The sequence below is a fragment of the Pseudomonas sp. FBCC-B35 genome, from assembly GCF_059133755.1.
Genome location: NZ_CP101439.1, coordinates 1734677 through 1757588, shown reverse-complemented (window position 1 = coordinate 1757588; position 22912 = coordinate 1734677). Strand labels below are relative to the sequence as shown.

Sequence of the window (22912 nt, the reverse complement as noted above, 5' to 3'; positions counted from 1 at the left end):
GCATTGGGCTTGCAAGAAACACGTCTGCGCTATACATGCTGAGCCCGCTCGGGCCTTTAGGCCACCCGCGGCCTGTATCCCATGGTCCCTCGCGCTTAACGCTGCGCTCCACTGGCAAGCTTATTGCTGCCTATATCCCGCCGCCTAGGCTCTGGGTTCTTGGATTGGTGATCTTGCGCTCACTGCACATTGATAGAGCATAAAGAGCCTACGCGCACCATGACTGGTCAGACCGGTAAGGCCAAAACTGCTTGCATTGCTCCGCGATTAGGCGTTTTATGGCCAGGCGCTGAACAAACCGGTAAGACCACAATAATTAAGTCCTGCGCTCATTCGCCCCGTGCGGCCAACGAAGCAAGGACACCGACCTGAGATCACTCCCATGCTCAAATGGTGCTCGCGTTCGATCTTCCTTCAAGTCGTGCTGGGGCTGGCCCTTGGCGTTGCTTGCGGCCTGAGTTTCCCCGACCTTTCCTTGCAGCTCAAACCCCTTGGCGATGGTTTCATCAAGCTGATCAAGATGTTGATCGGCCTGATCGTCTTTTGCGTAGTGGTCAGCGGCATTTCCGGTGCCGGTGACCTAAAGAAGGTCGGTCGCATCGGCCTCAAATCGGTCATCTACTTCGAAGTGCTTACCACGCTGGCCCTGATCATTGGCCTGGTGTTCGCATTCACCAGTGGTATCGGTAGCGGCGCCAATATCCACCTCGACCAGTTGTCCGGCGCTGACGCCAGCAGCCTGGCCGAACGTGGTCAGCACATCCATGGCGCCACAGCATTCTTCATGGACCTGATCCCCACCTCGGTGATAGGCGCCTTCGCCGACAACAATATCCTGCAGGTACTGTTGTTCTCGGTACTGTTCGGCAGCGCGCTCAACCTGGTCGGCGACTCGGCTGCGGGCATTTCACGGCTGATCAACGAGCTCAGCCATGTGATCTTCCGCATCATGGGCATGATCGTGCGCCTGGCGCCCATTGGCGTGTTCGGCGCCATCGCTTTCACCACCAGCAAGTACGGCCTGGAGTCGCTGCAGCATCTGGGCGGCTTGGTGGCGCTGTTCTACCTGACGTGTGCAGGGTTCGTGCTGATCGTGCTGGGTACCGTCATGCGCTTGTCGGGGCTGAAACTGCTGCCCCTGATCAAGTATTTGCGCGAAGAGCTGACCATCGTTCTGGGTACGGCTTCTTCCGATGCCGTGCTCCCGCAAATCATGCGCAAGCTCGAACACCTGGGCATCGGCAGCTCGACGGTCGGGCTGGTGATTCCCACCGGTTATTCCTTTAACCTTGATGGTTTCTCCATCTACCTGACCTTGGCCATCGTCTTCATCGCCAACGCGACCGGTACGCCCCTGGCGATGACCGACCTGCTGACGATCCTGCTGGTTTCACTGGTGACGTCCAAGGGCGCGCATGGGATTCCCGGATCGGCGCTGGTGATCCTTGCCGCGACACTGACGGCAGTCCCTGCGATCCCGGTGGTGGGCCTGGTGTTGGTACTGGCCGTGGATTGGTTCATGGGGATCGGGCGCGCACTGACCAACCTGATCGGAAATTGCGTTGCCACCGTGGCCATCGCCCGCTGGGAAAAAGACATCGACCTGGAGCGCGCTCAGAATGTGCTCGACGGCAAGCCTGGTTTTGCGCACAACCCGCGTAAGCAGCCTGCAGCCCACCAACAGGAATTCTGAAAGAAAAGGGCCGGCTCGCATGCCGGCCCCTGAAGGAGCGAAACGTGATCAGCTCATCAACCGTCGTCAACGCTGTGGTGGAAAAGCTGCGTCAAGCCCTCGCCCGTGGCCAATGGCGCAGTGGCGACATGCTCCCAGGCCAGCGAGAACTGGCCGAACAACTGGGCATCAGCCGCCCGAGCCTGCGTGAGGCGGTCATCGTGCTCGAGACCCTTGGGCTGGTGCGCGCTTTGCCTGGCAAAGGTGTACTGGTGCTGGATGCCGAGCCAACTGCCTCGGCTTCGGCGCCCACTAGCAGTGCACAGGCCAGCCTCGCCGATGTGCTGGAGCTGCGTTACACCCTCGAACCCTTCATCGTGGGACTGGTGGCTCAGTCGGCCAACAGCCAGGACATCGGCCAGCTACGGCTGACCCTGATGGATATGCGTGAAGCCTTGGAGGCCGATGACAGCGAAGCAGGCATGAACGCCTACATTGCCTTCCACCAGGCGCTGTTTGCCCTGACCACCAACCCGATCTTCCAGAGCGTAGTGGAGCAAACGGGAAATGCCCTGAAACAAAGCGCCGACATGCTGCGCAATTCGCCCGAGCACCTGGCTGCCCGGCTCAAGGAAAATGAAGCCGTGGTGCGCGCGATCCGTGAGCGCAACAGCACACAAGCCAGCGCCCAGATGCGCCAACACATTCTTGCCGAGGGTTCGCGCATGGGCATTGCGCTCAATGTTCCTGACGAACATCGGCACCCATAATCCAGGAGAGCGACCATGAATGGTACACATCGCCTGCCCGATCTGCTTGCAGCCGGTGAGACCCGACTTTCTGCTGAACAGATCTACCCACGGTTGTTCGATGCCATTCTGGAGCAGCGCCTGCCGCCTGGCACCTTGCTGCCAGAGCAAGCGCTGGGCCAGGCATTCGGCGTGAGCCGCACGGTCATCCGCCGGGTGTTGGGCCGCTTGAGCGACCAGCGGGTAGTGGTGCAACGTCCAAGCCACACGGCTCACTTGGCTGCGCCCGATCCTAATCAGGCGCGCCAGGTACTGAGCGCGCGGCGGCTTGCCGAGACCACGCTGATTACCCTGGCCGCCGAGCGCGCCCGTCCCGGGCAACTCAAGCAGCTACGCCAATTGGTCGAGCGTGAACGCATGCACCATGAAAAAGGCGAACGCTGCGCCGCTATACGTCTGGGTGGGGAGTTTCATCTGAAACTGGCCCAGATGGCTGCCAATGAACCGTTGTCGCGCTTTCTCAATGGGTTGGTGCCCATGACGTCCCTTATCATCGCGCGCTACGAGTCACCGTGCTGTGACCATTGCGCCTGGCAAGAACATACAGCGCTGATCGACGCGCTCGAGCGAGGCGATGCACAGGCAGCCCTCACCCTGATGAACGAGCATCTTGACCGGCTTGAAACCAAGCTCCGACTGGACTGAGCCGGGTTGGTCGTCAAGGCCGACTGACAGCGGCGCCTCACGTTGCAGCCATTGCCGAACTGGGCAGGCCGAATAGTTTGTCGAAGGCCCAGTTGTAGACGAAGGTGTAGCAAGGCACCAGCACGATGAATGCCATGTCCACCAACAGTGCATCGACCAGACTCATGTCCAACCACCACGCGATCAGCGGAATCAGGTAGATCACGAGGGTCAGCTGAAACCCTACTGCGTGCACTACGCGCCTAGCCACGCTGCGCCCTCGTGTGGCTTGCCGGCTTTCCCAATACTCAAACAACGCGTTGTAGATCAGGTTCCAGATCATGGCGATGGTCGTGATCATCACCGCGAGCGGACCCGTGTGAGAGGCCTGGGTATCGGACAGGTAGGCCAAGCCCAAGGTGGACATGCACAACCCAATCAACTCATAGAACGTTACATAAACCAGTTTGCGCTTCAAACCCTGCACTGCATCGACCTCATTCAAATAGCGTGGGCCGGGTATAGTGAGTCATTAGATCTGACAGCAAAAGTTAGCAGCTTTCAGTCTGACTGACAGGAGAAGCGTATGTCATTTAACAGTGAAACCATCCAGGTCTTTCTCACCGTACTGGACAGAGGCTCGTTTTCTGCTGCCGCGCGCAGCCTGCAGCGCGTGCCCTCGGCAATCAGCATGGCAATTGGCAACCTGGAGGCCGAGCTGGGTTATGACCTGTTCCAGCGCGGATCTCGCGAGGTTCGCCCCACAGCCCAGGCCCTGGCACTTGAGCCCCATGCGAGGTTGATTGCCGAGCAGTTGGGTTTGCTGCAAGTCCATGCTGTAGAGCTTTCCCAAGGCCTGGAGAGCAACCTCACGTTGGCGGTTGTTCCAGATGTTGACCAGCGGCCCTTGATAGCTGCCATTGCCGAGGTCGGCGAACGTTATCCATTGCTGGAAATAGCGATATTGAGTGCGCCGCAAGAACAAGCGTTGGGTTTGCTGGACAGTGGTCGGGCAGACCTGTGCGTGGCATTTGCAGGGCTTCAAGTTGACCCGCAGCGCGGGTTTCAGCTAATGGGTGTCGAGTCTCTGGTGGCGACCCTCGCTCCCCATCACCCGGCCGCACGGCCTGGTGCAATCCAGAACCTCGAAGACCTTACAGCCGTGCGGCAGATCCTGGTACGCAGCCGCGACCTGCCATTGAGCGATCCGCGCATGGTCATTGGTGCCACGCATTGGACGACTGACAGCTTCGATATCGCCCTGCAGATGGTCGAGGCGGGCCTGGGTTGGGGTGATCTGCCGCTGTCCAGGGTCGCGCCTCTACTGGACGCGGGCCGCCTGCAACGTCTGACCTTCCATAACACGCGCAATGAGCTGCAACTCCCGGTGCATGTATTCTGGCGCAAGCAGCAACCGTTGCTGAAAGCTGCAAGGATGCTGGTCGAGCGGCTGGCCTTGAGGTGATCGCCGCTTGTCGAAAGCTGTGAGAAATTTCCGTAGGCGTATCAACCTTTTATCCGCCACGCCGATACCCCTTTCGACAGGGCTGATAGCGCACCACACCCGCGCTGCGCCCTCCCGTTAATGGCTCAAGGTCTCGAAACATGAACCTGAAATTTCGCCACAAGATTCTGCTCAGCGCCAGCGGCGTAGTAGTATTGGCATTCGCCTTGTTCACGCTGTACAACGATTACCTGCAACGCAATACGATCCGGCAGAACATCGAGGCTTCGGTCGAACAATCCGGCGCATTGACCGCCAGCAGCGTGCAGAACTGGATGAGCGGGCGCATTCTCGTGCTGGAAAACCTTGCGCAAGACATTGCCCAGCTTGGAACGGGGGAAACCCTCGCAGGCTTGGTGGATCAGCCTTCCTATACACGCAACTTCCTGTTCACCTACATGGGCCAGGCCAACGGGGTGTTCACGCAGCGCCCGGATGCGCAAATGCCTGCCGACTACGATCCACGTAAACGCCCTTGGTACAGCGCAGCTGCCAATGCCGGCCAGACCCTGCTGACCCCACCCTATCAAGCGGCCGTGGGTGGCTTGGTGGTGACGGTAGCCATCCCGGTCAAAAGTCGGTCCAATGGCGAGCTATTGGGCGTGGTGGGCGGCGACGTCAGCCTCGATACGCTGGTCGAAATCATCAACAGTGTCGACTTTGGCGGCATAGGCCACGCGTTTCTTACCGACAGCGACGGCCAGGTGATCGTCAGCCCCGACAAAGACCAGGTCATGAAAAACCTGAAGGACATCTACCCTGGCGCCAATCTGCGCGTGGCACCGGGTATGCAGGACGTCGTGCTCAATGGCCAGGAACGTTTGATTTCGTTTGCGCCAGTAGCGGGCCTGCCCTCGGCCAAGTGGTACATCGGTCTTTCGATCGACAAGGACAAGGCTTATGTAGCCCTGAGCCAGTTCCGTACTTCGGCGCTGATTGCCATGCTCATCGCGGTCGCTGCTATCGCAGGCCTGCTTGGCTTGCTGATTCCTGTGCTGATGCGCCCCTTGACCACCATGGGTCGCGCCATGCGTGACATCGCCGAAGGCGAAGGTGACCTGACCCGCCGGCTGGCGGTGCAGCATCAGGATGAGTTCGGCGAGTTGGCCACCTCCTTCAACCGCTTTGTCGAGCGTATCCATGCCTCCATCAGCGAGGTGTCGTCGGCCACACGACTGGTCCACGACCTGTCTGAAAAAGTCGTCAGCGCTTCCAATGCGTCCATCAACGGCTCTGAAGAACAAAGCATGCGCACCAACAGCGTGGCGGCAGCGATCAATGAACTGGGTGCCGCGACCCAGGAAATCGCGCGTAACGCAGCTGATGCATCGCAGCATGCGAGCGGCGCCAGTGAGCAGGCCCACGATGGCCGTGCCGTGGTGGAGGAAGCGATCAGCGCCATGACCTCGCTGTCGCAACGCATCAGCGAATCGTGCGCACAAATCGAAACCCTGAACGCCAGCACCGATGAAATCGGCAAGATCCTTGATGTGATCAAGGGTATTTCTCAGCAAACCAACTTGTTGGCCTTGAACGCGGCCATCGAAGCCGCTCGTGCAGGCGAGGCCGGCCGTGGCTTTGCCGTTGTGGCCGATGAAGTGCGAAACCTTGCCCACCGTACGCAGGAATCGGCCGAGGAAATTCATCGAATGATCACTGGCCTGCAGGTAGGCTCACGCGAGGCGGTGCATACGATGAATACCAGCCAGGTTTCCAGTGAGCAAACCGTCCAGGTAGCCAACCAGGCAGGTGAGCGCCTTGCCAGCGTCACTCAGCGCATCGGCGAAATCGACGGCATGAATCAGTCAGTGGCCACTGCCACCGAAGAACAGACTGCCGTAGTGGAAAGCCTCAACCTGGATATCACCCAGATCAATGCCTTGAATCAGCAGGGCGTGGAAAACCTCAATGAAACGCTGCGCCATTGCGATCAATTGGCCCAGCAAGCCGGCCGATTGAAGCAACTGGTGGGTAGCTTCCGAATCTGACGATCAGGGTCGTATCGGGGGCAGCTCCTTAAGCAGGGTTGCCCCAGTTATAACCTAATAACGAACAAGTCTATTTAGCTATAAAAAAATCTATATGCTGGCTGCATCCGATAACGGGCAAAGCTGGGCAGTCGAGTAGCGTATGGATGTAGGTTCTTTCGGTTTTACCATTGCAGGATTGGTCGTAGGCTTCATTGTTGGCATGACGGGTGTAGGCGGTGGCTCGCTCATGACGCCAATCCTGCTGTGGTTCGGGATTAACCCGGCAACGGCAGTAGGCACCGACCTACTCTATGCGGCGATCACCAAGGCCAGCGGCGTGTGGGTGCATGCGCGCAACAAGAACATCGACTGGAAGATCACGGGGCTACTGAGCCTCGGCAGCGTTCCCGCCGCTGCACTGACGTTGTGGTTCCTCAGTACGCTTCACACCGACACCACGGCGGTAAATGCGATTATCAAGCAGGGCCTGGCCGTTGTATTGATCCTCACAGCCTTGGCTATCTTGTTCAAATCGCGTCTGCAGGCATTCGCCAGCCGCCATGCCGGTGACCATTACCATCTGAGCGATCGTAGCCTCAATACTCTGACTGTTCTGACCGGGGTGGTGTTGGGTGTCATGGTAACGCTCACTTCCATCGGGGCTGGCGCCCTGGGCACCGTCGCGCTCTTCCTGCTCTACCCTTCTCTGATCACACGACGCTTGGTGGGTACCGAGATAGCCCACGCCGTCCCGCTCACGCTGGTGGCTGGGCTGGGTCATGCGGGCATGGGTAACATGGACTGGTCATTGCTCGGCTACCTGCTGCTGGGTTCACTGCCAGGTATCTACCTGGGTAGCCATCTGACTGGGCGCATATCGGACCGAGTGCTGCGCCCATGCCTCGCTACGATGCTGCTGTTGATTGGCTATAAGCTGGCGTTCTGAGGGCAGTTGATCCGCAACCGCCACTGCCCGCTGAAGCTTAACTCGATGCGTGACAACGGCAGGACATCGATACGTTGTCCTGCCGTCATTGGGCAGCCCAGCACCTGTACCAATACTGCACGCATGACCATTGGGTGAGTGACCGCGGACCATTCACCCGGCCAATCAAAATCTCCTAGCCAAGCGCTCATGCGTTGGCAAAGCGTCTGAAAGGACTCCCCTCCATGTACCTCGCTCGCGGGGTTCTCCAGCCAGTCGGCCAAGGCCGACGGCTGCTCGGCTTGTAGGCGCTTCAATGGCAGCCCTTGCCATCGCCCCATGTCGCAATCCGCCAATCCTGACGCAATCTTTGCATCACCCCAGGCCAGGGCGGTTTGCTGAGCGCGTTGTTCCGGCGCTGTGAGGATCTGAGATCCGCCGTGCGGTACGCTGCGGTGGGGTATGGACACCAGTGAGTCTGCCGGCTCAGGGAAACATCCGCGCTTTTGGGCCAGCGTTAATCCATGGCAGATCAGGGTAAGGCGAGTGGCTTTCACCTTGTAGGCCTCGGGTGTAGGAATGAACAGGTTAACAGGGAAGGCGACTGTTCTAATGACCTCGTCAGGATCGGCTTAGCGTGCACAAGGTGATTCATTGGCCTAAGGCATTTATTGTCGTCAAACGTCCTGAGCACGGTCATATGAGTACACAGCATTGAGATTTTTCACAGCCCAAAGACAAAACCCCTATCTGCATGCGCAGATAGGGGTTTTGCGAAATGAATCTTGACGATGACCTACTCTCACATGGGGAAACCCCACACTACCATCGGCGATGCATCGTTTCACTACTGAGTTCGGGATGGGATCAGGTGGTTCCAATGCTCTATGGTCGTCAAGAAATTCTGTAGCCAGAATGTCCTGTTGGACAGCCCAGCGAATTCGGATATGTGATGTTGTGATGCGTTGCGAACTTTCGGTTCATGTCATCTTCACCACCGCAATCTGCAGAAGCAAATTGCTTGGGTGTTATATGGTCAAGCCTCACGGGCAATTAGTATTGGTTAGCTCAACGCCTCACAGCGCTTACACACCCAACCTATCAACGTCGTAGTCTTCGACGGCCCTTTAGGGGATTCAAGATCCCAGTGAGATCTCATCTTGAGGCAAGTTTCCCGCTTAGATGCTTTCAGCGGTTATCTCTTCCGAACATAGCTACCCGGCAATGCCACTGGCGTGACAACCGGAACACCAGAGGTTCGTCCACTCCGGTCCTCTCGTACTAGGAGCAGCCCCTCTCAAATCTCAAACGTCCACGGCAGATAGGGACCGAACTGTCTCACGACGTTCTAAACCCAGCTCGCGTACCACTTTAAATGGCGAACAGCCATACCCTTGGGACCGGCTTCAGCCCCAGGATGTGATGAGCCGACATCGAGGTGCCAAACACCGCCGTCGATATGAACTCTTGGGCGGTATCAGCCTGTTATCCCCGGAGTACCTTTTATCCGTTGAGCGATGGCCCTTCCATACAGAACCACCGGATCACTAAGACCTACTTTCGTACCTGCTCGACGTGTGTGTCTCGCAGTCAAGCGCGCTTTTGCCTTTATACTCTACGACCGATTTCCGACCGGTCTGAGCGCACCTTCGTACTCCTCCGTTACTCTTTGGGAGGAGACCGCCCCAGTCAAACTACCCACCATACACTGTCCTCGATCCGGATAACGGACCTGAGTTAGAACCTCAAAGTTGCCAGGGTGGTATTTCAAGGATGGCTCCATGAGAACTGGCGTCCCCACTTCAAAGCCTCCCACCTATCCTACACAAGCAAATTCAAAGTCCAGTGCAAAGCTATAGTAAAGGTTCACGGGGTCTTTCCGTCTAGCCGCGGATACACTGCATCTTCACAGCGATTTCAATTTCACTGAGTCTCGGGTGGAGACAGCGCCGCCATCGTTACGCCATTCGTGCAGGTCGGAACTTACCCGACAAGGAATTTCGCTACCTTAGGACCGTTATAGTTACGGCCGCCGTTTACCGGGGCTTCGATCAAGAGCTTCGCTTGCGCTAACCCCATCAATTAACCTTCCGGCACCGGGCAGGCGTCACACCCTATACGTCCACTTTCGTGTTTGCAGAGTGCTGTGTTTTTAATAAACAGTCGCAGCGGCCTGGTATCTTCGACCAGCAAAAGCTTACGGGGCAAGCCCTTCACCTTCGCCGGCGCACCTTCTCCCGAAGTTACGGTGCCATTTTGCCTAGTTCCTTCACCCGAGTTCTCTCAAGCGCCTTGGTATTCTCTACCTAACCACCTGTGTCGGTTTGGGGTACGGTTCCCAGTTATCTGAAGCTTAGGAGCTTTTCTTGGAAGCATGGTATCAACCACTTCATCGCCTAAAGGCAACTCGTCATCAGCTCTCGGCCTTGAAATCCCGGATTTGCCTAAGATTTCAGCCTACCACCTTAAACCTGGACAACCAACGCCAGGCTGGCCTAACCTTCTCCGTCCCTCCATCGCAATAACTGGAAGTACAGGAATATTAACCTGTTTTCCATCGACTACGCTTTTCAGCCTCGCCTTAGGGACCGACTAACCCTGCGTCGATTAACGTTGCGCAGGAAACCTTGGTCTTTCGGCGTGCGAGTTTTTCACTCGCATTGTCGTTACTCATGTCAGCATTCGCACTTCTGATACCTCCAGCAAGCTTCTCAACTCACCTTCACAGGCTTACAGAACGCTCCTCTACCGCATCATCATAAGATGATACCCGTAGCTTCGGTGCATGGTTTGAGCCCCGTTACATCTTCCGCGCAGGCCGACTCGACTAGTGAGCTATTACGCTTTCTTTAAAGGGTGGCTGCTTCTAAGCCAACCTCCTAGCTGTCTAAGCCTTCCCACATCGTTTCCCACTTAACCATGACTTTGGGACCTTAGCTGACGGTCTGGGTTGTTTCCCTTTTCACGACGGACGTTAGCACCCGCCGTGTGTCTCCCATGCTCGGCACTTGTAGGTATTCGGAGTTTGCATCGGTTTGGTAAGTCGGGATGACCCCCTAGCCGAAACAGTGCTCTACCCCCTACAGTGATACATGAGGCGCTACCTAAATAGCTTTCGAGGAGAACCAGCTATCTCCGAGCTTGATTAGCCTTTCACTCCGATCCACAGGTCATCCGCTAACTTTTCAACGGTAGTCGGTTCGGTCCTCCAGTCAGTGTTACCTAACCTTCAACCTGCCCATGGATAGATCGCCCGGTTTCGGGTCTATACCCAGCGACTAAACGCCCTATTAAGACTCGCTTTCGCTACGCCTCCCCTATTCGGTTAAGCTCGCCACTGAATATAAGTCGCTGACCCATTATACAAAAGGTACGCAGTCACCTAACAAGTAGGCTCCCACTGCTTGTACGCATACGGTTTCAGGTTCTATTTCACTCCCCTCTCCGGGGTTCTTTTCGCCTTTCCCTCACGGTACTGGTTCACTATCGGTCAGTCAGTAGTATTTAGCCTTGGAGGATGGTCCCCCCATATTCAGACAAAGTTTCTCGTGCTCCGTCCTACTCGATTTCATTGATAAGAGATTTTCGTGTACGGGGCTATCACCCACTATGGCCGCACTTTCCAGAGCGTTCCACTAATCTCAAATCAACTTAAGGGCTGGTCCCCGTTCGCTCGCCACTACTAAGGGAATCTCGGTTGATTTCTTTTCCTCAGGGTACTTAGATGTTTCAGTTCCCCTGGTTCGCCTCTTGCACCTATGTATTCAGTACAAGATAACCAGCTTGTGCTGGCTGGGTTCCCCCATTCAGAGATCTCTGGATCACAGTCTGTTTGCCGACTCCCCAAAGCTTTTCGCAGGCTACCACGTCTTTCATCGCCTCTGACTGCCAAGGCATCCACCGTATGCGCTTCTTCACTTGACCATATAACCCCAAGCAATCTGGTTATACTGTGAAGACGACATTCGCCGAAAATTCGCACGTCGCTCTTACGAGCAAAACTCACAAATTTTACCTTAGCCTGAATTCCAGCAGTGAAACTGGTCTTCAGTCTATTTCTATCACATATCCGAATTTTTAAAGAACGATCTGACAAAAGTCAGAAATCAACATTCACACCGGAATGTTCATTTCTGTATTCTGAACAGTGCTGCAAACCTGAAGGATTGGTGGAGCCAAGCGGGATCGAACCGCTGACCTCCTGCGTGCAAGGCAGGCGCTCTCCCAGCTGAGCTATGGCCCCGTATTCTACGGCTGAACCAAGTAATGGTAGGTCTGGGCAGATTTGAACTGCCGACCTCACCCTTATCAGGGGTGCGCTCTAACCAACTGAGCTACAGACCTATAACAGGGTCGCGTTACAGCATCGTCTTTTACAATGAATCAAGCAATTCGTGTGGGAGCTCATCAGCAGGCTGATGTCGTCGATTAAGGAGGTGATCCAGCCGCAGGTTCCCCTACGGCTACCTTGTTACGACTTCACCCCAGTCATGAATCACACCGTGGTAACCGTCCTCCCGAAGGTTAGACTAGCTACTTCTGGTGCAACCCACTCCCATGGTGTGACGGGCGGTGTGTACAAGGCCCGGGAACGTATTCACCGCGACATTCTGATTCGCGATTACTAGCGATTCCGACTTCACGCAGTCGAGTTGCAGACTGCGATCCGGACTACGATCGGTTTTGTGAGATTAGCTCCACCTCGCGGCTTGGCAACCCTCTGTACCGACCATTGTAGCACGTGTGTAGCCCAGGCCGTAAGGGCCATGATGACTTGACGTCATCCCCACCTTCCTCCGGTTTGTCACCGGCAGTCTCCTTAGAGTGCCCACCATAACGTGCTGGTAACTAAGGACAAGGGTTGCGCTCGTTACGGGACTTAACCCAACATCTCACGACACGAGCTGACGACAGCCATGCAGCACCTGTGTCAGAGTTCCCGAAGGCACCAATCCATCTCTGGAAAGTTCTCTGCATGTCAAGGCCTGGTAAGGTTCTTCGCGTTGCTTCGAATTAAACCACATGCTCCACCGCTTGTGCGGGCCCCCGTCAATTCATTTGAGTTTTAACCTTGCGGCCGTACTCCCCAGGCGGTCAACTTAATGCGTTAGCTGCGCCACTAAAATCTCAAGGATTCCAACGGCTAGTTGACATCGTTTACGGCGTGGACTACCAGGGTATCTAATCCTGTTTGCTCCCCACGCTTTCGCACCTCAGTGTCAGTATCAGTCCAGGTGGTCGCCTTCGCCACTGGTGTTCCTTCCTATATCTACGCATTTCACCGCTACACAGGAAATTCCACCACCCTCTACCGTACTCTAGCTTGCCAGTTTTGGATGCAGTTCCCAGGTTGAGCCCGGGGCTTTCACATCCAACTTAACAAACCACCTACGCGCGCTTTACGCCCAGTAATTCCGATTAACGCTTGCACCCTCTGTATTACCGCGGCTGCTGGCACAGAGTTAGCCGGTGCTTATTCTGTCGGTAACGTCAAAATTGCAGAGTATTAATCTACAACCCTTCCTCCCAACTTAAAGTGCTTTACAATCCGAAGACCTTCTTCACACACGCGGCATGGCTGGATCAGGCTTTCGCCCATTGTCCAATATTCCCCACTGCTGCCTCCCGTAGGAGTCTGGACCGTGTCTCAGTTCCAGTGTGACTGATCATCCTCTCAGACCAGTTACGGATCGTCGCCTTGGTGAGCCATTACCTCACCAACAAGCTAATCCGACCTAGGCTCATCTGATAGCGCAAGGCCCGAAGGTCCCCTGCTTTCTCCCGTAGGACGTATGCGGTATTAGCGTTCCTTTCGAAACGTTGTCCCCCACTACCAGGCAGATTCCTAGGCATTACTCACCCGTCCGCCGCTGAATCAAGGAGCAAGCTCCTGTCATCCGCTCGACTTGCATGTGTTAGGCCTGCCGCCAGCGTTCAATCTGAGCCATGATCAAACTCTTCAGTTCAATACTGCTTGGGTTTTTAAGAAACCCTAAACTTGGCTCAGCAATCTCAAATGACTATGTGATTTCTCGCATGGTCACTTGTGATGCTGATAATCTTTCTGACTATCAGTCCGTACTCACAAGCACCCACACGAATTGCTTGATTCGATTTGTTAAAGAGCGTTTGGCTAAGAGTGTTTCGTCTCAACCGAGGCGCGCATTCTACGCTTTCCTCACTGCCTGTCAAGCGTTTATTTTGAAGTTTGTTTCGAGAAACTCGTTCAACTTCAAAGGCTTGCAGTCGTCCAGCGCGTCAACTTGATGCCCGACTGCGCTGGAGTGGGGCGAATTATAGACACTAATTTCTCAGCGTCAAGCATTAATCTTCTCCGGATGTCATTTCAGGGGAACGCTTAACGCGCTGTTGCTGTCTCTCTCACCATTGCGCACTATAGTGCGCAAAAAACACCCTCAGGTAATTCGCCCTCATGACAAAACCGCCTCGCAGCCTGGCTTCGGTGCTATTCCCAATAGGCCTGCTGCTCATCGCCATGGCATCGATTCAGACCGGCGCTTCAATCGCCAAAAGCATGTTCCCGCTCATTGGCGCACAAGGCACGACCTCACTGCGCCTGATTTTCGCCAGCCTGATCATGATTGCACTCTTAAGGCCTTGGCGGGCGCGCTTCAATACTCGCACCCTGCGCAACGTCGTGATCTATGGCTTGGCGCTCGGCGGCATGAATTTCCTCTTCTATATGTCCTTGCAGACGGTGCCGATTGGCATCGCGGTGGCCCTCGAGTTCACCGGACCACTGGCAGTGGCAATATTTGCCTCACGCCGCGCGATCGACTTCATCTGGATCGCGCTGGCCATTTTCGGTCTACTGATGTTGCTGCCCGCAGGCCATGGCGGAGAGGCGCTGGACCCACTGGGCGCCTGCTACGCAATCGGCGCGGGGGCGTGCTGGGCACTCTATATAGTCTTCGGCCAACGGGCTGGTGCTGAACATGGCGTGCAAAGCGCAGCGCTGGGGGTGCTGGTCGCAGCACTGTTCATCGCACCGATTGGCATCGTGCATGCCGGTAGCCTGCTGCTGACGCCCGCGGTCATCCCCATGGCGATCGCTGTGGCGGTATTGTCTACCGCCCTTCCCTATAGCCTGGAAATGGTTGCGCTCACGCGCATGCCCGCGCGCACCTTCGGCACCCTGATGAGCATCGAGCCTGCCTTCGGCGCCTTGTCCGGGCTGCTGTTCCTGGGCGAAGTGCTGTCATTTACGCAATGGCTCGCCATCGGCGCAATCATCGCGGCCTCCGTGGGCACGACTCTGTCCATGCGCCATGGCCCAGGACCCGCGATAGTTGCCGATTGACAGGGAAAAACTTTCATCGGAGGCTGCGTGGGTGTTGTGGCGTCACCGCTCGCTGATTAAGCTGTCCCAGCGCAGTCGAATAGGGACGCTGTACTCTTCAGGACGAACCCGAGCGAAAACGACGGACCCAGCCAGCTGATCCGTCCTGCATTTAAGGACAGGAATGAAACGTATTTTGCTCATCCTGGCCATCTTGGCTATTGCTGGATGTGCCGCCACGGCTAAGACCGAGGTCAAACGGGGCAAGAAAGGCCTGCATATCAATTGCTCTGGCCTGTCTTCTTCATGGGACAACTGCTACAGCAAGGCCGCGAGCGCCTGCACCACCCGCGGGTACCGCGTCGTCGCCCGCTCAGGCGACAGCGACGAAGAGGACGGCGATTATCTATTCGGCATCAACCCTGCCGGCTACACCAGCCGCAGCATGATCGTCATTTGCAAATGACCGGGGCAGCCTGATGGCTGCCCTCATCCACTAAATCGCCACGGTACGTGACAGCAGCCAGGCCAGCGCCTTTCCTTCCAGGAGCGGAGCCAATCGCTCTCGCACCGTGGAGTGGTACGTATTGAGCCAGCAAACCTCTTGCTCAGTCAGCCGCTCCAACAACAGACAACGCGTATCGATGGGGCACAGCGTCAACGTCTCGAAATCGAGAAATTCACCGAATGCACTGCGCCCGACGCTTCGCGCGGCTACCAGGTTTTCAATACGTACCCCCCATTGCCCAGGGCGGTAGGTGCCAGGCTCGATTGAGCTGATCATGCCTTCCTGCATGGCGGTCTGGGGCGTGGGCGCTGCCAGATAGGCGATCACCTGGGGCCCTTCATGAACATTGAGGAAATAGCCCACGCCATGGCCTGTGCCGTGGCCGTAATCGACCTGGTCGGCCCAGATTGGCGCACGGGCTATGGCATCAAGCATGGGCGACAACACGCCACGCGGGAAGGTCGCCCGCGACAGCGCAATCATGCCCTTGAGCACACGGGTACAGTCGAGCTTCTGCAAATCGCTCGGTTGCCCGATGGGGACCATACGCGTGATATCCGTCGTCCCACCGAGGTATTGGCCGCCTGAGTCGATGAGCAGCAGGCCGTCGCCCTCGATCACCGCGTGTGACTGATCGGTGGCCCGGTAGTGGGGCATCGCACCATTGGCATTAAACGCCGCAATGGTCGAGAAACTCAGTGAGACGAAGCCCGGCCGCCGGGCGCGCGCCGCAGTGAGTTGCTCATCGACGGTCAGCTCGGTCACCACCTGGCTCCCTCGCGCTTCTTCAAACCAGGCGAAAAACTCACACAAGGCGGCGCCGTCCTGTTCCATCGCCCGACGAACATGCTCAAGCTCGCCCTCAGCCTTGCACGCCTTGCTCAGGGTGCTGGGATTCGGGCCTTCCACGAGCACTACGCCTTCTGCAAGCGGCTCAAGCAATCCGCACGTCACCCGCGCCGGGTCCACCAACAAGCGATTTCCAGGTGACAGTTGACCAAGCGCGCGGGCGGCCTCGCTGTAGTCTCGTACTTCGATGCCATCCTGGCGCAGCGCCTGACGAAGGGGGTCATCGACTTTTGCCGAGGCGATGAAAAGCTGCGCACGCTGCGCATCGATCAGGGCAAACGCCAGAAACACCGGATTGTAGGACACATCACTGCCGCGCAAGTTGAACAACCAGGCAATGTCATCCAAGGTGGCGATGAAATGACTGTCCGCGCCTTTAGCCTGCATCGCCTGCCGCACCCGTGCCAGCTTCTGCGCACGGCCCACCACCGCGTATGGCGCAAGATGTGAGTACACCGGGCTGGACGGTAGCGCCGGCCGGTCGCTCCAGACGCGGCCCAGCAGATCCTGGTCAGTCACCAGCCTTGCGCCTCGTTGGCCAAGGCGCTCTCGCAATTGGCGCGCCGAAGCCAAGGCCATCGCACGACCATCCACACCGGCGCAACCTTGTGGTTGAACCTGTTCAGCCAACCAGTCCAGCGCGCCCGGCTGCCCGGGTGACAATTTCATCAATTCGATGCCGCTACCTGCCAGCTCTCGCTCAGCCTGCTCCCAATAGCGGCTATCGACCCATAGCCCGGCAAACTGCTGGGTGATGATCAGGGTGCCAACCGAACCGGTGAAGCCCGACAGCCATTGGCGACCTTGCCAATACCCTGGCAGATACTCGGAAAGATGAGGGTCGGCCGATGGAACCAGCAGGGCATCAAGCTCTTCTGCGGCCATGGTCGCACGCATCGCGGCAAGACGCTGGGCCGTGGTCTGTTGGGGAGTGGTGTGCACGATCATGCCCTTTTCTGTGGCGACATCGGTTATGCCTGAGCAATTGATGATGGAATAGCTACCCGCGTACTGCAATCAGCAATTGCTGGGCTACACGCCTCTGGGAAAGGTCCTACGCCGGACTGTACCGCCGATCCTGCCATGCTGAACTTAACCAAGGTCCCGGATTCATAGGCAGTACAGTCTCCCTGCAAGGCGGATCGCCATGCCCAATGCCTGTCAGCACAAACAAGGCGTCGTGATACTCGACACTCGCCCCCATACCCCCGATCACGAGCACGCCGTCTACCGCAAGCTATCGGAAGGCTTCGCACAGCTGCTGGGTTGCCCCGTGGTTGACCTGAACGGACCGCCAGAAGCGCACGCCTCCTATTACTACATGCTCACACAGCCGTTGGTTGATCCGGCCCATCTGACAGCCCTTGGCATAGAGAGCGAGGCCGACTTTTTCGGCGGTGCCGTCGCCCACCCCTTCATGGCCACCAAAGCCATTTCGCATCCTCTGCCGCCAGGTGCTCCACCGAAGCCTGATTGGCCTGAAGCATTTGCGCGGCAGGCGTGCGAGGCGCTGCTCAAGGGCTACACCGTGTTTGACAAGGCCACCGCACGGCGCGCGGCTCAACTACTATTGGTGGAAGGGCCCGCACGACTCAAACCCGTGCGCGCATGCGCGGGTCGAGGGCAAGTGGTGTTTTCTACGCTTGAGGAATTCGAACCCCTGCTCTGTTCAGTGGATGACGAAGAACTCATGACCTGGGGCCTGGTGCTGGAGCAGAACCTGACCAACGTCGAGACGTTCAGCGTCGGCCAGGTACGGGTTGCAGGATTGGTGTGCAGCTATTACGGCACACAACAACTGACCCAGGATCACCAAGGTATCGAGGTGTACGGCGGCTCTGACCTGACCTTCGTACGAGGAGGCTTTGCGTCTCTGCTGGGCGAGCCCTTGGAAGACAGCGTTCGCCTGGCGATCGAGCAGGCAATGGCTTATGACCAGGCTGCCGAACGACACTTACCTGGCTTCATCGCCTCACGCCGCAATTACGACATTGCCCGCGGCACCGACACCAAAGGTCAGATCCGCAGTGGCGTGCTGGAGCAATCCTGGCGGATGGGCGGTGCCAGCAGCGCCGAATTGCTCGCCCTGCAGGCATTCGCTGCCAACGGTCTGGTCAATCGAGTGCGCGCTAGCACCCACGAAGTGTTTGGCACGCCCGCGCTACCCGCGCACGCTACTCTCTTTTACCAAGGAAATGACAGTGAACTCGGACAACTCACCAAATACGCGCAGCTCCGATACGTTGGCCATTCAGAGTGAGACGATAGAGTTGCCGGTGAACGGGGATACCATCTGCGCGACCCTGGTCAGCCCCGGCAGCAAAATCCCCGGCATCCTGTTCGTCCACGGCTGGGGCGGTAGCCAGCAACGCGATCTTGCCAGGGCGCGGCACATCACAGGACTTGGCTGCGTCTGCATGACCTTCGATCTTCGTGGCCATGAGAAAACCCAAAGTCAGCGTCTGACAGTGACGCGAGAGCAGAATCTGCAGGACCTGCTGACGGCCTACGACCGGCTGGTCAGTCACCCCACCGTGGACGCCAACGCCATCGCCGTGATCGGCAGCAGCTACGGCGGCTACCTGGCCACCTTGTTGACATCAATGCGCCCGGTCCGCTGGCTGGCCCTGCGGGTACCGGCCATGTACTGGGACGAGGAGTGGAATACGCCCAAGCAGTCCCTGGACCGACAACGGCTCAATGACTATCGCCGTCGCCCCCTGGCGCCATCTGACAACCGCGCACTGGCTGCTTGCGCCGGGTTTGGCGGCGATGTTCTGCTGGTGGAGTCCGAGCACGATGATTACGTACCCCACAGCACGCTGATGAGTTACCGCTCAGCCTTCAGCAGTGCCCACTCGCTCACCCACCGGATCGTCGACGGCGCCGACCACGGCCTGTCCACCGAAGAAAGCCAGAAGGCCTACAGCGCACTGCTGGCGGCATGGATCAGCGAAATGGTCATTGGTGCTCGCCTGGACCGCTATCCCCACTACGCACCCTGGTACGCATGAAGCTCACACCATCTGGCAGTACAACGCTCCGTCAGGATGGCGAGCCAGACTCCGCAGCGCCGTGAAGGCAGTGAAGTTCACGGCGCTGGCATGATACTGCTGGAGCATGCTCAGAAACGACCCGTCCAGCACTTGCTCGATGGCCGCCTCACCGGCCTCCCGGTTGGTCCACTGCAGCGACTGCAACACACGGCAGCCATCTTCGCTGGCCTGGACACTGACCGCCCGCAGGTCTTCACAGCCTGCTGCCAATGACTCACTGCGCAGCACCAGTGCCTGGGCCAATGCCTGCTGAAAGACGACGGCGACCCGATATTCGATCATCTGGGTGTACCAGATGGCAGGGACACTTCCTGACATCAACAACCTCCTGACAAGGGATACACATCGCAATGCCCGGAAGGTTAAAACCTCAACCAATCTCGAGGTCAAGAGGTTCGCTATCCATTTCAACCTGCCCTCCAGGCTGTGGTGCCACCACCTGCCGCCGAAACGCACTGGGGGTGACACCTGTAGCGCGCTGAAAGACCTTGCGAAACGCCCCCGCGTCCCGATAACCCACATCCCAGGCGATCTGGTCGACTGTCCTGCGCGTGAACTCCAGCAGACGTGCTGCCCGGCACACCCTTATCTGCTGACAGTACTCGGTAGGGCGCAACGCTGTGGCCAAGCGAAACCGCCTCAAGAACGTGCGTGGTTCCAGGCAGGCGCGCGCCGCCATCGCTGCGAGGTCCGCCGTGCGTGCGCCTGTAGCTTGTAACCAGTGCTGAACCTTCAGGACGGCTTCATCGCCATGATCGAGCAACGGGTTGAGGCGAGAACCGGGCAAAGCGTCAGGTACCGGTTCTACTGCCAGGAAGTTCGCGGTGTCGGCTGCAACGGTATTGCCCATGAAGCGCTGCACCAGGCACAGGCCCAAAGTGGTCCATGCCATCAGGCCAGCGGAGCTGACGATATCGCCGTCATCGAGCAACGCCTGTTGAGCCTCGGCCCTGGCGTGCGGGTAACGCGCCTCGAGTATCTGCACATGATTGCGGTGAGCGCATGCAGTGCGTCCATCCAGCAGACCACAGGCCGCAATGAAGAATACCCCGATGCACACGCAGGCCAGAACGGTGCCCTCCTGATGCAATCGGCACAAAGCCGAACGATGGCGAACCAAGCAGGCGTCGTCGGGAATGGCATGCAGGCTTGGCGGGATGATCAGAACACGCAGTCGAGCATCACTGGCATCCCCTAGTGGGGGCTCAGCCAGCATCTCCCCCTCCGCACCCACACGCCATACGCTGATACGTACACGAGGCGCCTGGGCCGCACCCAAGGTGTCAGCCATGCGGTTAGCCACGGCGAACAAGTCTTGCAGGCCGTGGATCGCTGCCTCTTGTGCATCGGGATAGCGAAGCAGGCCAATCTCCAGAAAACGAGCCATGTCAGTTTTGCCCCGCATAGTGTCTTTCGCGCCGATTCACGCCTATCGCGCGACAGCCTATAACTAAGCAACCGCCAAAACCACTGCCCTTGGAGGCAACATGAGCACCCATGCACTGATCATCATCGATATCCAGAACGACTATTTCCCAGGCGGAAGGTGGCCATTGGAGGGCGCCGAGCGCGCCGCTGAAAATGCGGCCCGCCTGCTCCAGGCTGCGCGCGATGCAAAAGACTTCGTCGTGCACGTACGCCACGAGTTCGACAGCGCCGACGCTCCCTTCTTTGCCCCAGGCTCTTCGGGCGCAGCCATTCACCCGCGTGTTCACCCGTTACCTGGAGAGGCTGTGATTCTCAAGCACAAGGTCAACGCTTTTCTCTCGACCGATCTTGCGCCGACGCTCGAACGCCAGGGTATCAAGTCGCTGACCGTCGTGGGCAGCATGAGCCACATGTGCATCGATGCGGCGGTGCGCGCAGCAGCCGACCTCGGGTATGTCGTCACGGTCGCCCATGATGCCTGCGCCACCCTGGCCCTGGAGTTCAACGGCAAATGGGTACCTGCTGCACAGGTGCATGACGCATCGATGGCGGCCCTGGCGTTCGCCTATGCCTCGGTGCGCAGCACTGATGCACTGCTCGAAGAAGCTGCCGGTCGCACCTGATCGGCCTTCGGCCAGTACGGCCCTCAGATCACAACGTTGCGTACGAACTTCACTGCCACCGCGCCATCGTTGCGATAGGCGTAACGGCAATTGCTGGCGAATACGTGAAAGCGGCCCTGCTCGAGTCGGTGCTCGACATCCTCGATGATCAGCGTCAGTACACCTTCGACCACGTAGATCTGCTCGCTCCAGCCTTCGGCATCCGCCTCGCTGCGATAGTGCTCGCCGACCGCCAGCGTCCATTCCCACAGCTCGACTTCACGACGGGCCATGCTGCTTGCCAGCAGGATGGCCCGGCTTTGCGGATGTTCACCCGCCCAGGCCAACTCTTCGATACGACCAGGGTTACGCTGGTCAGGCGCCTGGATCAATGTACTGAACGCCACCCCGAGCGCCTCGGCGATGAGGTCGAGCGTGGTTAGGCTGACATTTTTTTCGCCCGCCTCAATCGCCACCAGCATGCGACGACTGACACCTGAACGCTCGGCCAAGGTTGCCTGGCTGATGCCAGCCACATTGCGCAGCCTGCGAACGTTCAAGCTCACGTGTTGCAGCACCGAAGCGCGATGCGAAGTGTCGTTGTGCACTATATTGCTCATCCCTAGTTGTTGCGCAGTATACTGCCCACTTTGCGCCGATTGTGCGCCCTGTCCTACGAGCCTGCAACCGCATGAATCAGTCACGCCCGCAACGCCCCACGTTTTCGTTCCGTCTCAGCAAAGCCGAGTGGGTGCTGGTGTTCATCACCATGCTCTGGGGCGGTACCTTCCTGCTGGTGCACAACGTGATGGCCGTCAGCGGCCCCATGTTCTTCGTGGGTTTGCGCTTTGCCGCGGCTGCCCTGTTCGTCGGCATGGTCTCGGCGCGCGCCTTGCAAGGGTTGACCCTTGTCGAATTCAAGGCGGGCCTGTGCATTGGCGTGTTGATCATGTTGGGCTACGGCTTGCAGACCATGGGCCTGCAGACGATCAGCAGCAGCCAGTCGGCGTTCATCACGGCGCTTTACGTGCCCTTCGTACCCCTGCTGCAATGGCTGATACTGGGCCGGCGCCCGGGCCTGATGCCCAGCCTTGGGATCGGCCTGGCTTTCGTTGGGCTGATGCTGCTGGCCGGCCCGCAGGCCGGTAGCCTGCACATGAGCGAAGGCGAGCTGGTTACACTGGTCAGCGCCGTCGCCATCGCGGGCGAAATCATTCTGATCAGTCGCTTTGCCGGGCGTGTCGACGTTCGCCGCGTTACCGTGGTGCAACTGGCAACGGCCTCGGTGCTGGCATTCATGATGATGCTGCCTACCCAGGAATCGGTACCCGACTTCTCCTGGCTTTTGCTGAGCAGTGCGATTGGCTTGGGCCTGATGAGCGCGGTGATCCAAGTGGCGATGAATTGGGCACAGAAATCGGTATCACCCACACGGGCTACGCTGATCTACGCCGGTGAGCCAGTCTGGGCCGGCCTGGTCGGACGGATAGCGGGAGAACGCCTGCCGGGATTGGCACTGTTGGGCGGCCTGCTGATCGTCATCGCCGTGGTCATCAGCGAGTTGCGAGTACGCCGCAGGCCAGAACCTGCCGATACCGAACTTGCACAGAATGAACGTCAACTCAAGACCGGTCTCTAAAGGTCCGACTGTCCTTTGTAAAAAAC

Annotated in this window: 18 protein-coding genes, 2 tRNA genes, 3 rRNA genes and 1 pseudogene; 13 read left to right on the top strand and 11 right to left on the bottom strand. The window is 57.9% G+C overall.

Annotation, left to right across the window (positions count from 1 at the left end):
* Window positions 1-382 precede the first annotated feature (382 nt).
* The 3 genes from NMB38_RS07880 to NMB38_RS07870 are packed head-to-tail and all read left to right on the top strand — an operon-like array spanning window position 383 to window position 3126.
* The gene (locus NMB38_RS07880; protein ID WP_027914580.1) at window positions 383-1693 is read left to right on the top strand and encodes a C4-dicarboxylate transporter DctA; all 1311 of its coding nucleotides are present in this window, start codon (window positions 383-385) and stop codon (window positions 1691-1693) included.
* Window positions 1694-1737: 44 nt separating this feature from the next.
* Entirely contained in the window at window positions 1738-2442 is a 705-nt protein-coding gene (locus NMB38_RS07875; protein ID WP_027914579.1) for a FadR/GntR family transcriptional regulator, read from the top strand.
* A 15-nt stretch (window positions 2443-2457) separates the two neighbouring features.
* Window positions 2458-3126: a GntR family transcriptional regulator gene (locus NMB38_RS07870; protein WP_110606832.1), complete on the top strand. Its 669-nt coding sequence runs from the start codon at window positions 2458-2460 to the stop codon at window positions 3124-3126.
* Between the two features lie 37 nt (window positions 3127-3163).
* Here the strand turns inward: NMB38_RS07870 and NMB38_RS07865 are convergent, their stop codons facing one another.
* Complete coding sequence (locus tag NMB38_RS07865) at window positions 3164-3592, bottom strand: PACE efflux transporter (protein WP_345956743.1); 429 nt, start codon at window positions 3590-3592, stop codon at window positions 3164-3166.
* A 99-nt stretch (window positions 3593-3691) separates the two neighbouring features.
* Between NMB38_RS07865 and NMB38_RS07860 the strand changes: the two genes are divergently transcribed.
* From NMB38_RS07860 to NMB38_RS07845, 4 genes and pseudogenes are all read left to right on the top strand, one after another.
* Complete coding sequence (locus NMB38_RS07860; RefSeq protein WP_236165530.1) at window positions 3692-4570, top strand: LysR family transcriptional regulator; 879 nt, start codon at window positions 3692-3694, stop codon at window positions 4568-4570.
* A gap of 140 nt (window positions 4571-4710) precedes the next feature.
* Window positions 4711-5694 (top strand): annotated as a pseudogene (locus NMB38_RS07855) (cache domain-containing protein); the annotation flags it as partial.
* A gap of 162 nt (window positions 5695-5856) precedes the next feature.
* Complete coding sequence (locus tag NMB38_RS07850) at window positions 5857-6597, top strand: methyl-accepting chemotaxis protein (RefSeq protein ID WP_371259668.1); 741 nt, start codon at window positions 5857-5859, stop codon at window positions 6595-6597.
* Window positions 6598-6739: 142 nt separating this feature from the next.
* On the top strand, window positions 6740-7525 hold the full coding sequence (locus tag NMB38_RS07845) for a sulfite exporter TauE/SafE family protein (RefSeq protein ID WP_027914574.1): 786 nt from the start codon (window positions 6740-6742) through the stop codon (window positions 7523-7525).
* Here the strand turns inward: NMB38_RS07845 and NMB38_RS07840 are convergent.
* The 6 genes from NMB38_RS07840 to NMB38_RS07815 all read right to left on the bottom strand — a co-directional run bounded on the left by NMB38_RS07840 (window position 7507) and on the right by NMB38_RS07815 (window position 13470).
* The gene (locus NMB38_RS07840) at window positions 7507-8061 is read right to left on the bottom strand and encodes a histidine phosphatase family protein (protein ID WP_110606834.1); all 555 of its coding nucleotides are present in this window, start codon (window positions 8059-8061) and stop codon (window positions 7507-7509) included. The genes NMB38_RS07845 and NMB38_RS07840 overlap by 19 nt on opposite strands.
* 226 nt (window positions 8062-8287) lie before the next feature.
* Window positions 8288-8403: ribosomal RNA gene (gene rrf, locus NMB38_RS07835) — 5S ribosomal RNA — on the bottom strand.
* Between the two features lie 133 nt (window positions 8404-8536).
* Window positions 8537-11428 (bottom strand): 23S ribosomal RNA (locus tag NMB38_RS07830).
* A 243-nt stretch (window positions 11429-11671) separates the two neighbouring features.
* A tRNA-Ala gene (locus NMB38_RS07825) sits at window positions 11672-11747 on the bottom strand.
* Between the two features lie 24 nt (window positions 11748-11771).
* Window positions 11772-11848: transfer RNA gene (locus tag NMB38_RS07820), tRNA-Ile, on the bottom strand.
* A gap of 85 nt (window positions 11849-11933) precedes the next feature.
* A 16S ribosomal RNA gene (locus NMB38_RS07815) occupies window positions 11934-13470 on the bottom strand.
* Together the 16S, 23S and 5S rRNA genes with 2 tRNA genes alongside form the textbook arrangement of a ribosomal RNA operon.
* Before the next feature lie 467 nt (window positions 13471-13937).
* Here NMB38_RS07815 and rhtA point away from each other — a divergent pair.
* Together rhtA and NMB38_RS07805 are read left to right on the top strand one after the other, a co-directional pair.
* A complete protein-coding gene (gene rhtA, locus NMB38_RS07810) occupies window positions 13938-14825 on the top strand; it encodes a threonine/homoserine exporter RhtA (protein ID WP_027915731.1) in 888 nt (295 codons plus the stop codon).
* A gap of 163 nt (window positions 14826-14988) precedes the next feature.
* Window positions 14989-15270, top strand: coding sequence for a hypothetical protein (locus NMB38_RS07805; protein ID WP_023534016.1), 282 nt, complete (start codon window positions 14989-14991; stop codon window positions 15268-15270).
* Window positions 15271-15300: 30 nt separating this feature from the next.
* Here NMB38_RS07805 and NMB38_RS07800 read toward each other — a convergent pair whose 3' ends face one another.
* Entirely contained in the window at window positions 15301-17109 is a 1809-nt protein-coding gene (locus NMB38_RS07800; protein WP_059184100.1) for an aminopeptidase P family protein, read from the bottom strand.
* A gap of 193 nt (window positions 17110-17302) precedes the next feature.
* Between NMB38_RS07800 and NMB38_RS07795 the strand changes: the two genes are divergently transcribed.
* Window positions 17303-18421: a DUF3182 family protein gene (locus tag NMB38_RS07795; RefSeq protein ID WP_345956867.1), complete on the top strand. Its 1119-nt coding sequence runs from the start codon at window positions 17303-17305 to the stop codon at window positions 18419-18421.
* Window positions 18405-19175, top strand: coding sequence for an alpha/beta hydrolase family protein (locus NMB38_RS07790; protein WP_027915734.1), 771 nt, complete (start codon window positions 18405-18407; stop codon window positions 19173-19175). Before NMB38_RS07795 ends, NMB38_RS07790 begins: the two co-directional genes overlap by 17 nt.
* A gap of 3 nt (window positions 19176-19178) precedes the next feature.
* Here the strand turns inward: NMB38_RS07790 and NMB38_RS07785 are convergent, their stop codons facing one another.
* Window positions 19179-19535, bottom strand: a complete 357-nt coding sequence (locus NMB38_RS07785) for a hypothetical protein (RefSeq protein WP_049696277.1) — start codon at window positions 19533-19535, stop codon at window positions 19179-19181.
* A gap of 52 nt (window positions 19536-19587) precedes the next feature.
* Window positions 19588-20622: a GlxA family transcriptional regulator gene (locus NMB38_RS07780; RefSeq protein WP_049696278.1), complete on the bottom strand. Its 1035-nt coding sequence runs from the start codon at window positions 20620-20622 to the stop codon at window positions 19588-19590.
* An 82-nt stretch (window positions 20623-20704) separates the two neighbouring features.
* Between NMB38_RS07780 and NMB38_RS07775 the strand changes: the two genes are divergently transcribed.
* Window positions 20705-21268, top strand: a complete 564-nt coding sequence (locus NMB38_RS07775; RefSeq protein WP_111475679.1) for a cysteine hydrolase family protein — start codon at window positions 20705-20707, stop codon at window positions 21266-21268.
* A gap of 23 nt (window positions 21269-21291) precedes the next feature.
* Here the strand turns inward: NMB38_RS07775 and NMB38_RS07770 are convergent, their stop codons facing one another.
* Complete coding sequence (locus tag NMB38_RS07770; RefSeq protein ID WP_059183138.1) at window positions 21292-21855, bottom strand: helix-turn-helix domain-containing protein; 564 nt, start codon at window positions 21853-21855, stop codon at window positions 21292-21294.
* Window positions 21856-21938: 83 nt separating this feature from the next.
* On the opposite strand from NMB38_RS07770, the gene NMB38_RS07765 reads away from it, so the two are divergent.
* Window positions 21939-22886 carry a DMT family transporter gene (locus tag NMB38_RS07765; RefSeq protein WP_181074438.1) on the top strand — a complete coding sequence of 316 codons (948 nt, stop codon included), beginning with the start codon at window positions 21939-21941 and terminating at the stop codon, window positions 22884-22886.
* Window positions 22887-22912: the final 26 nt, after the last annotated feature.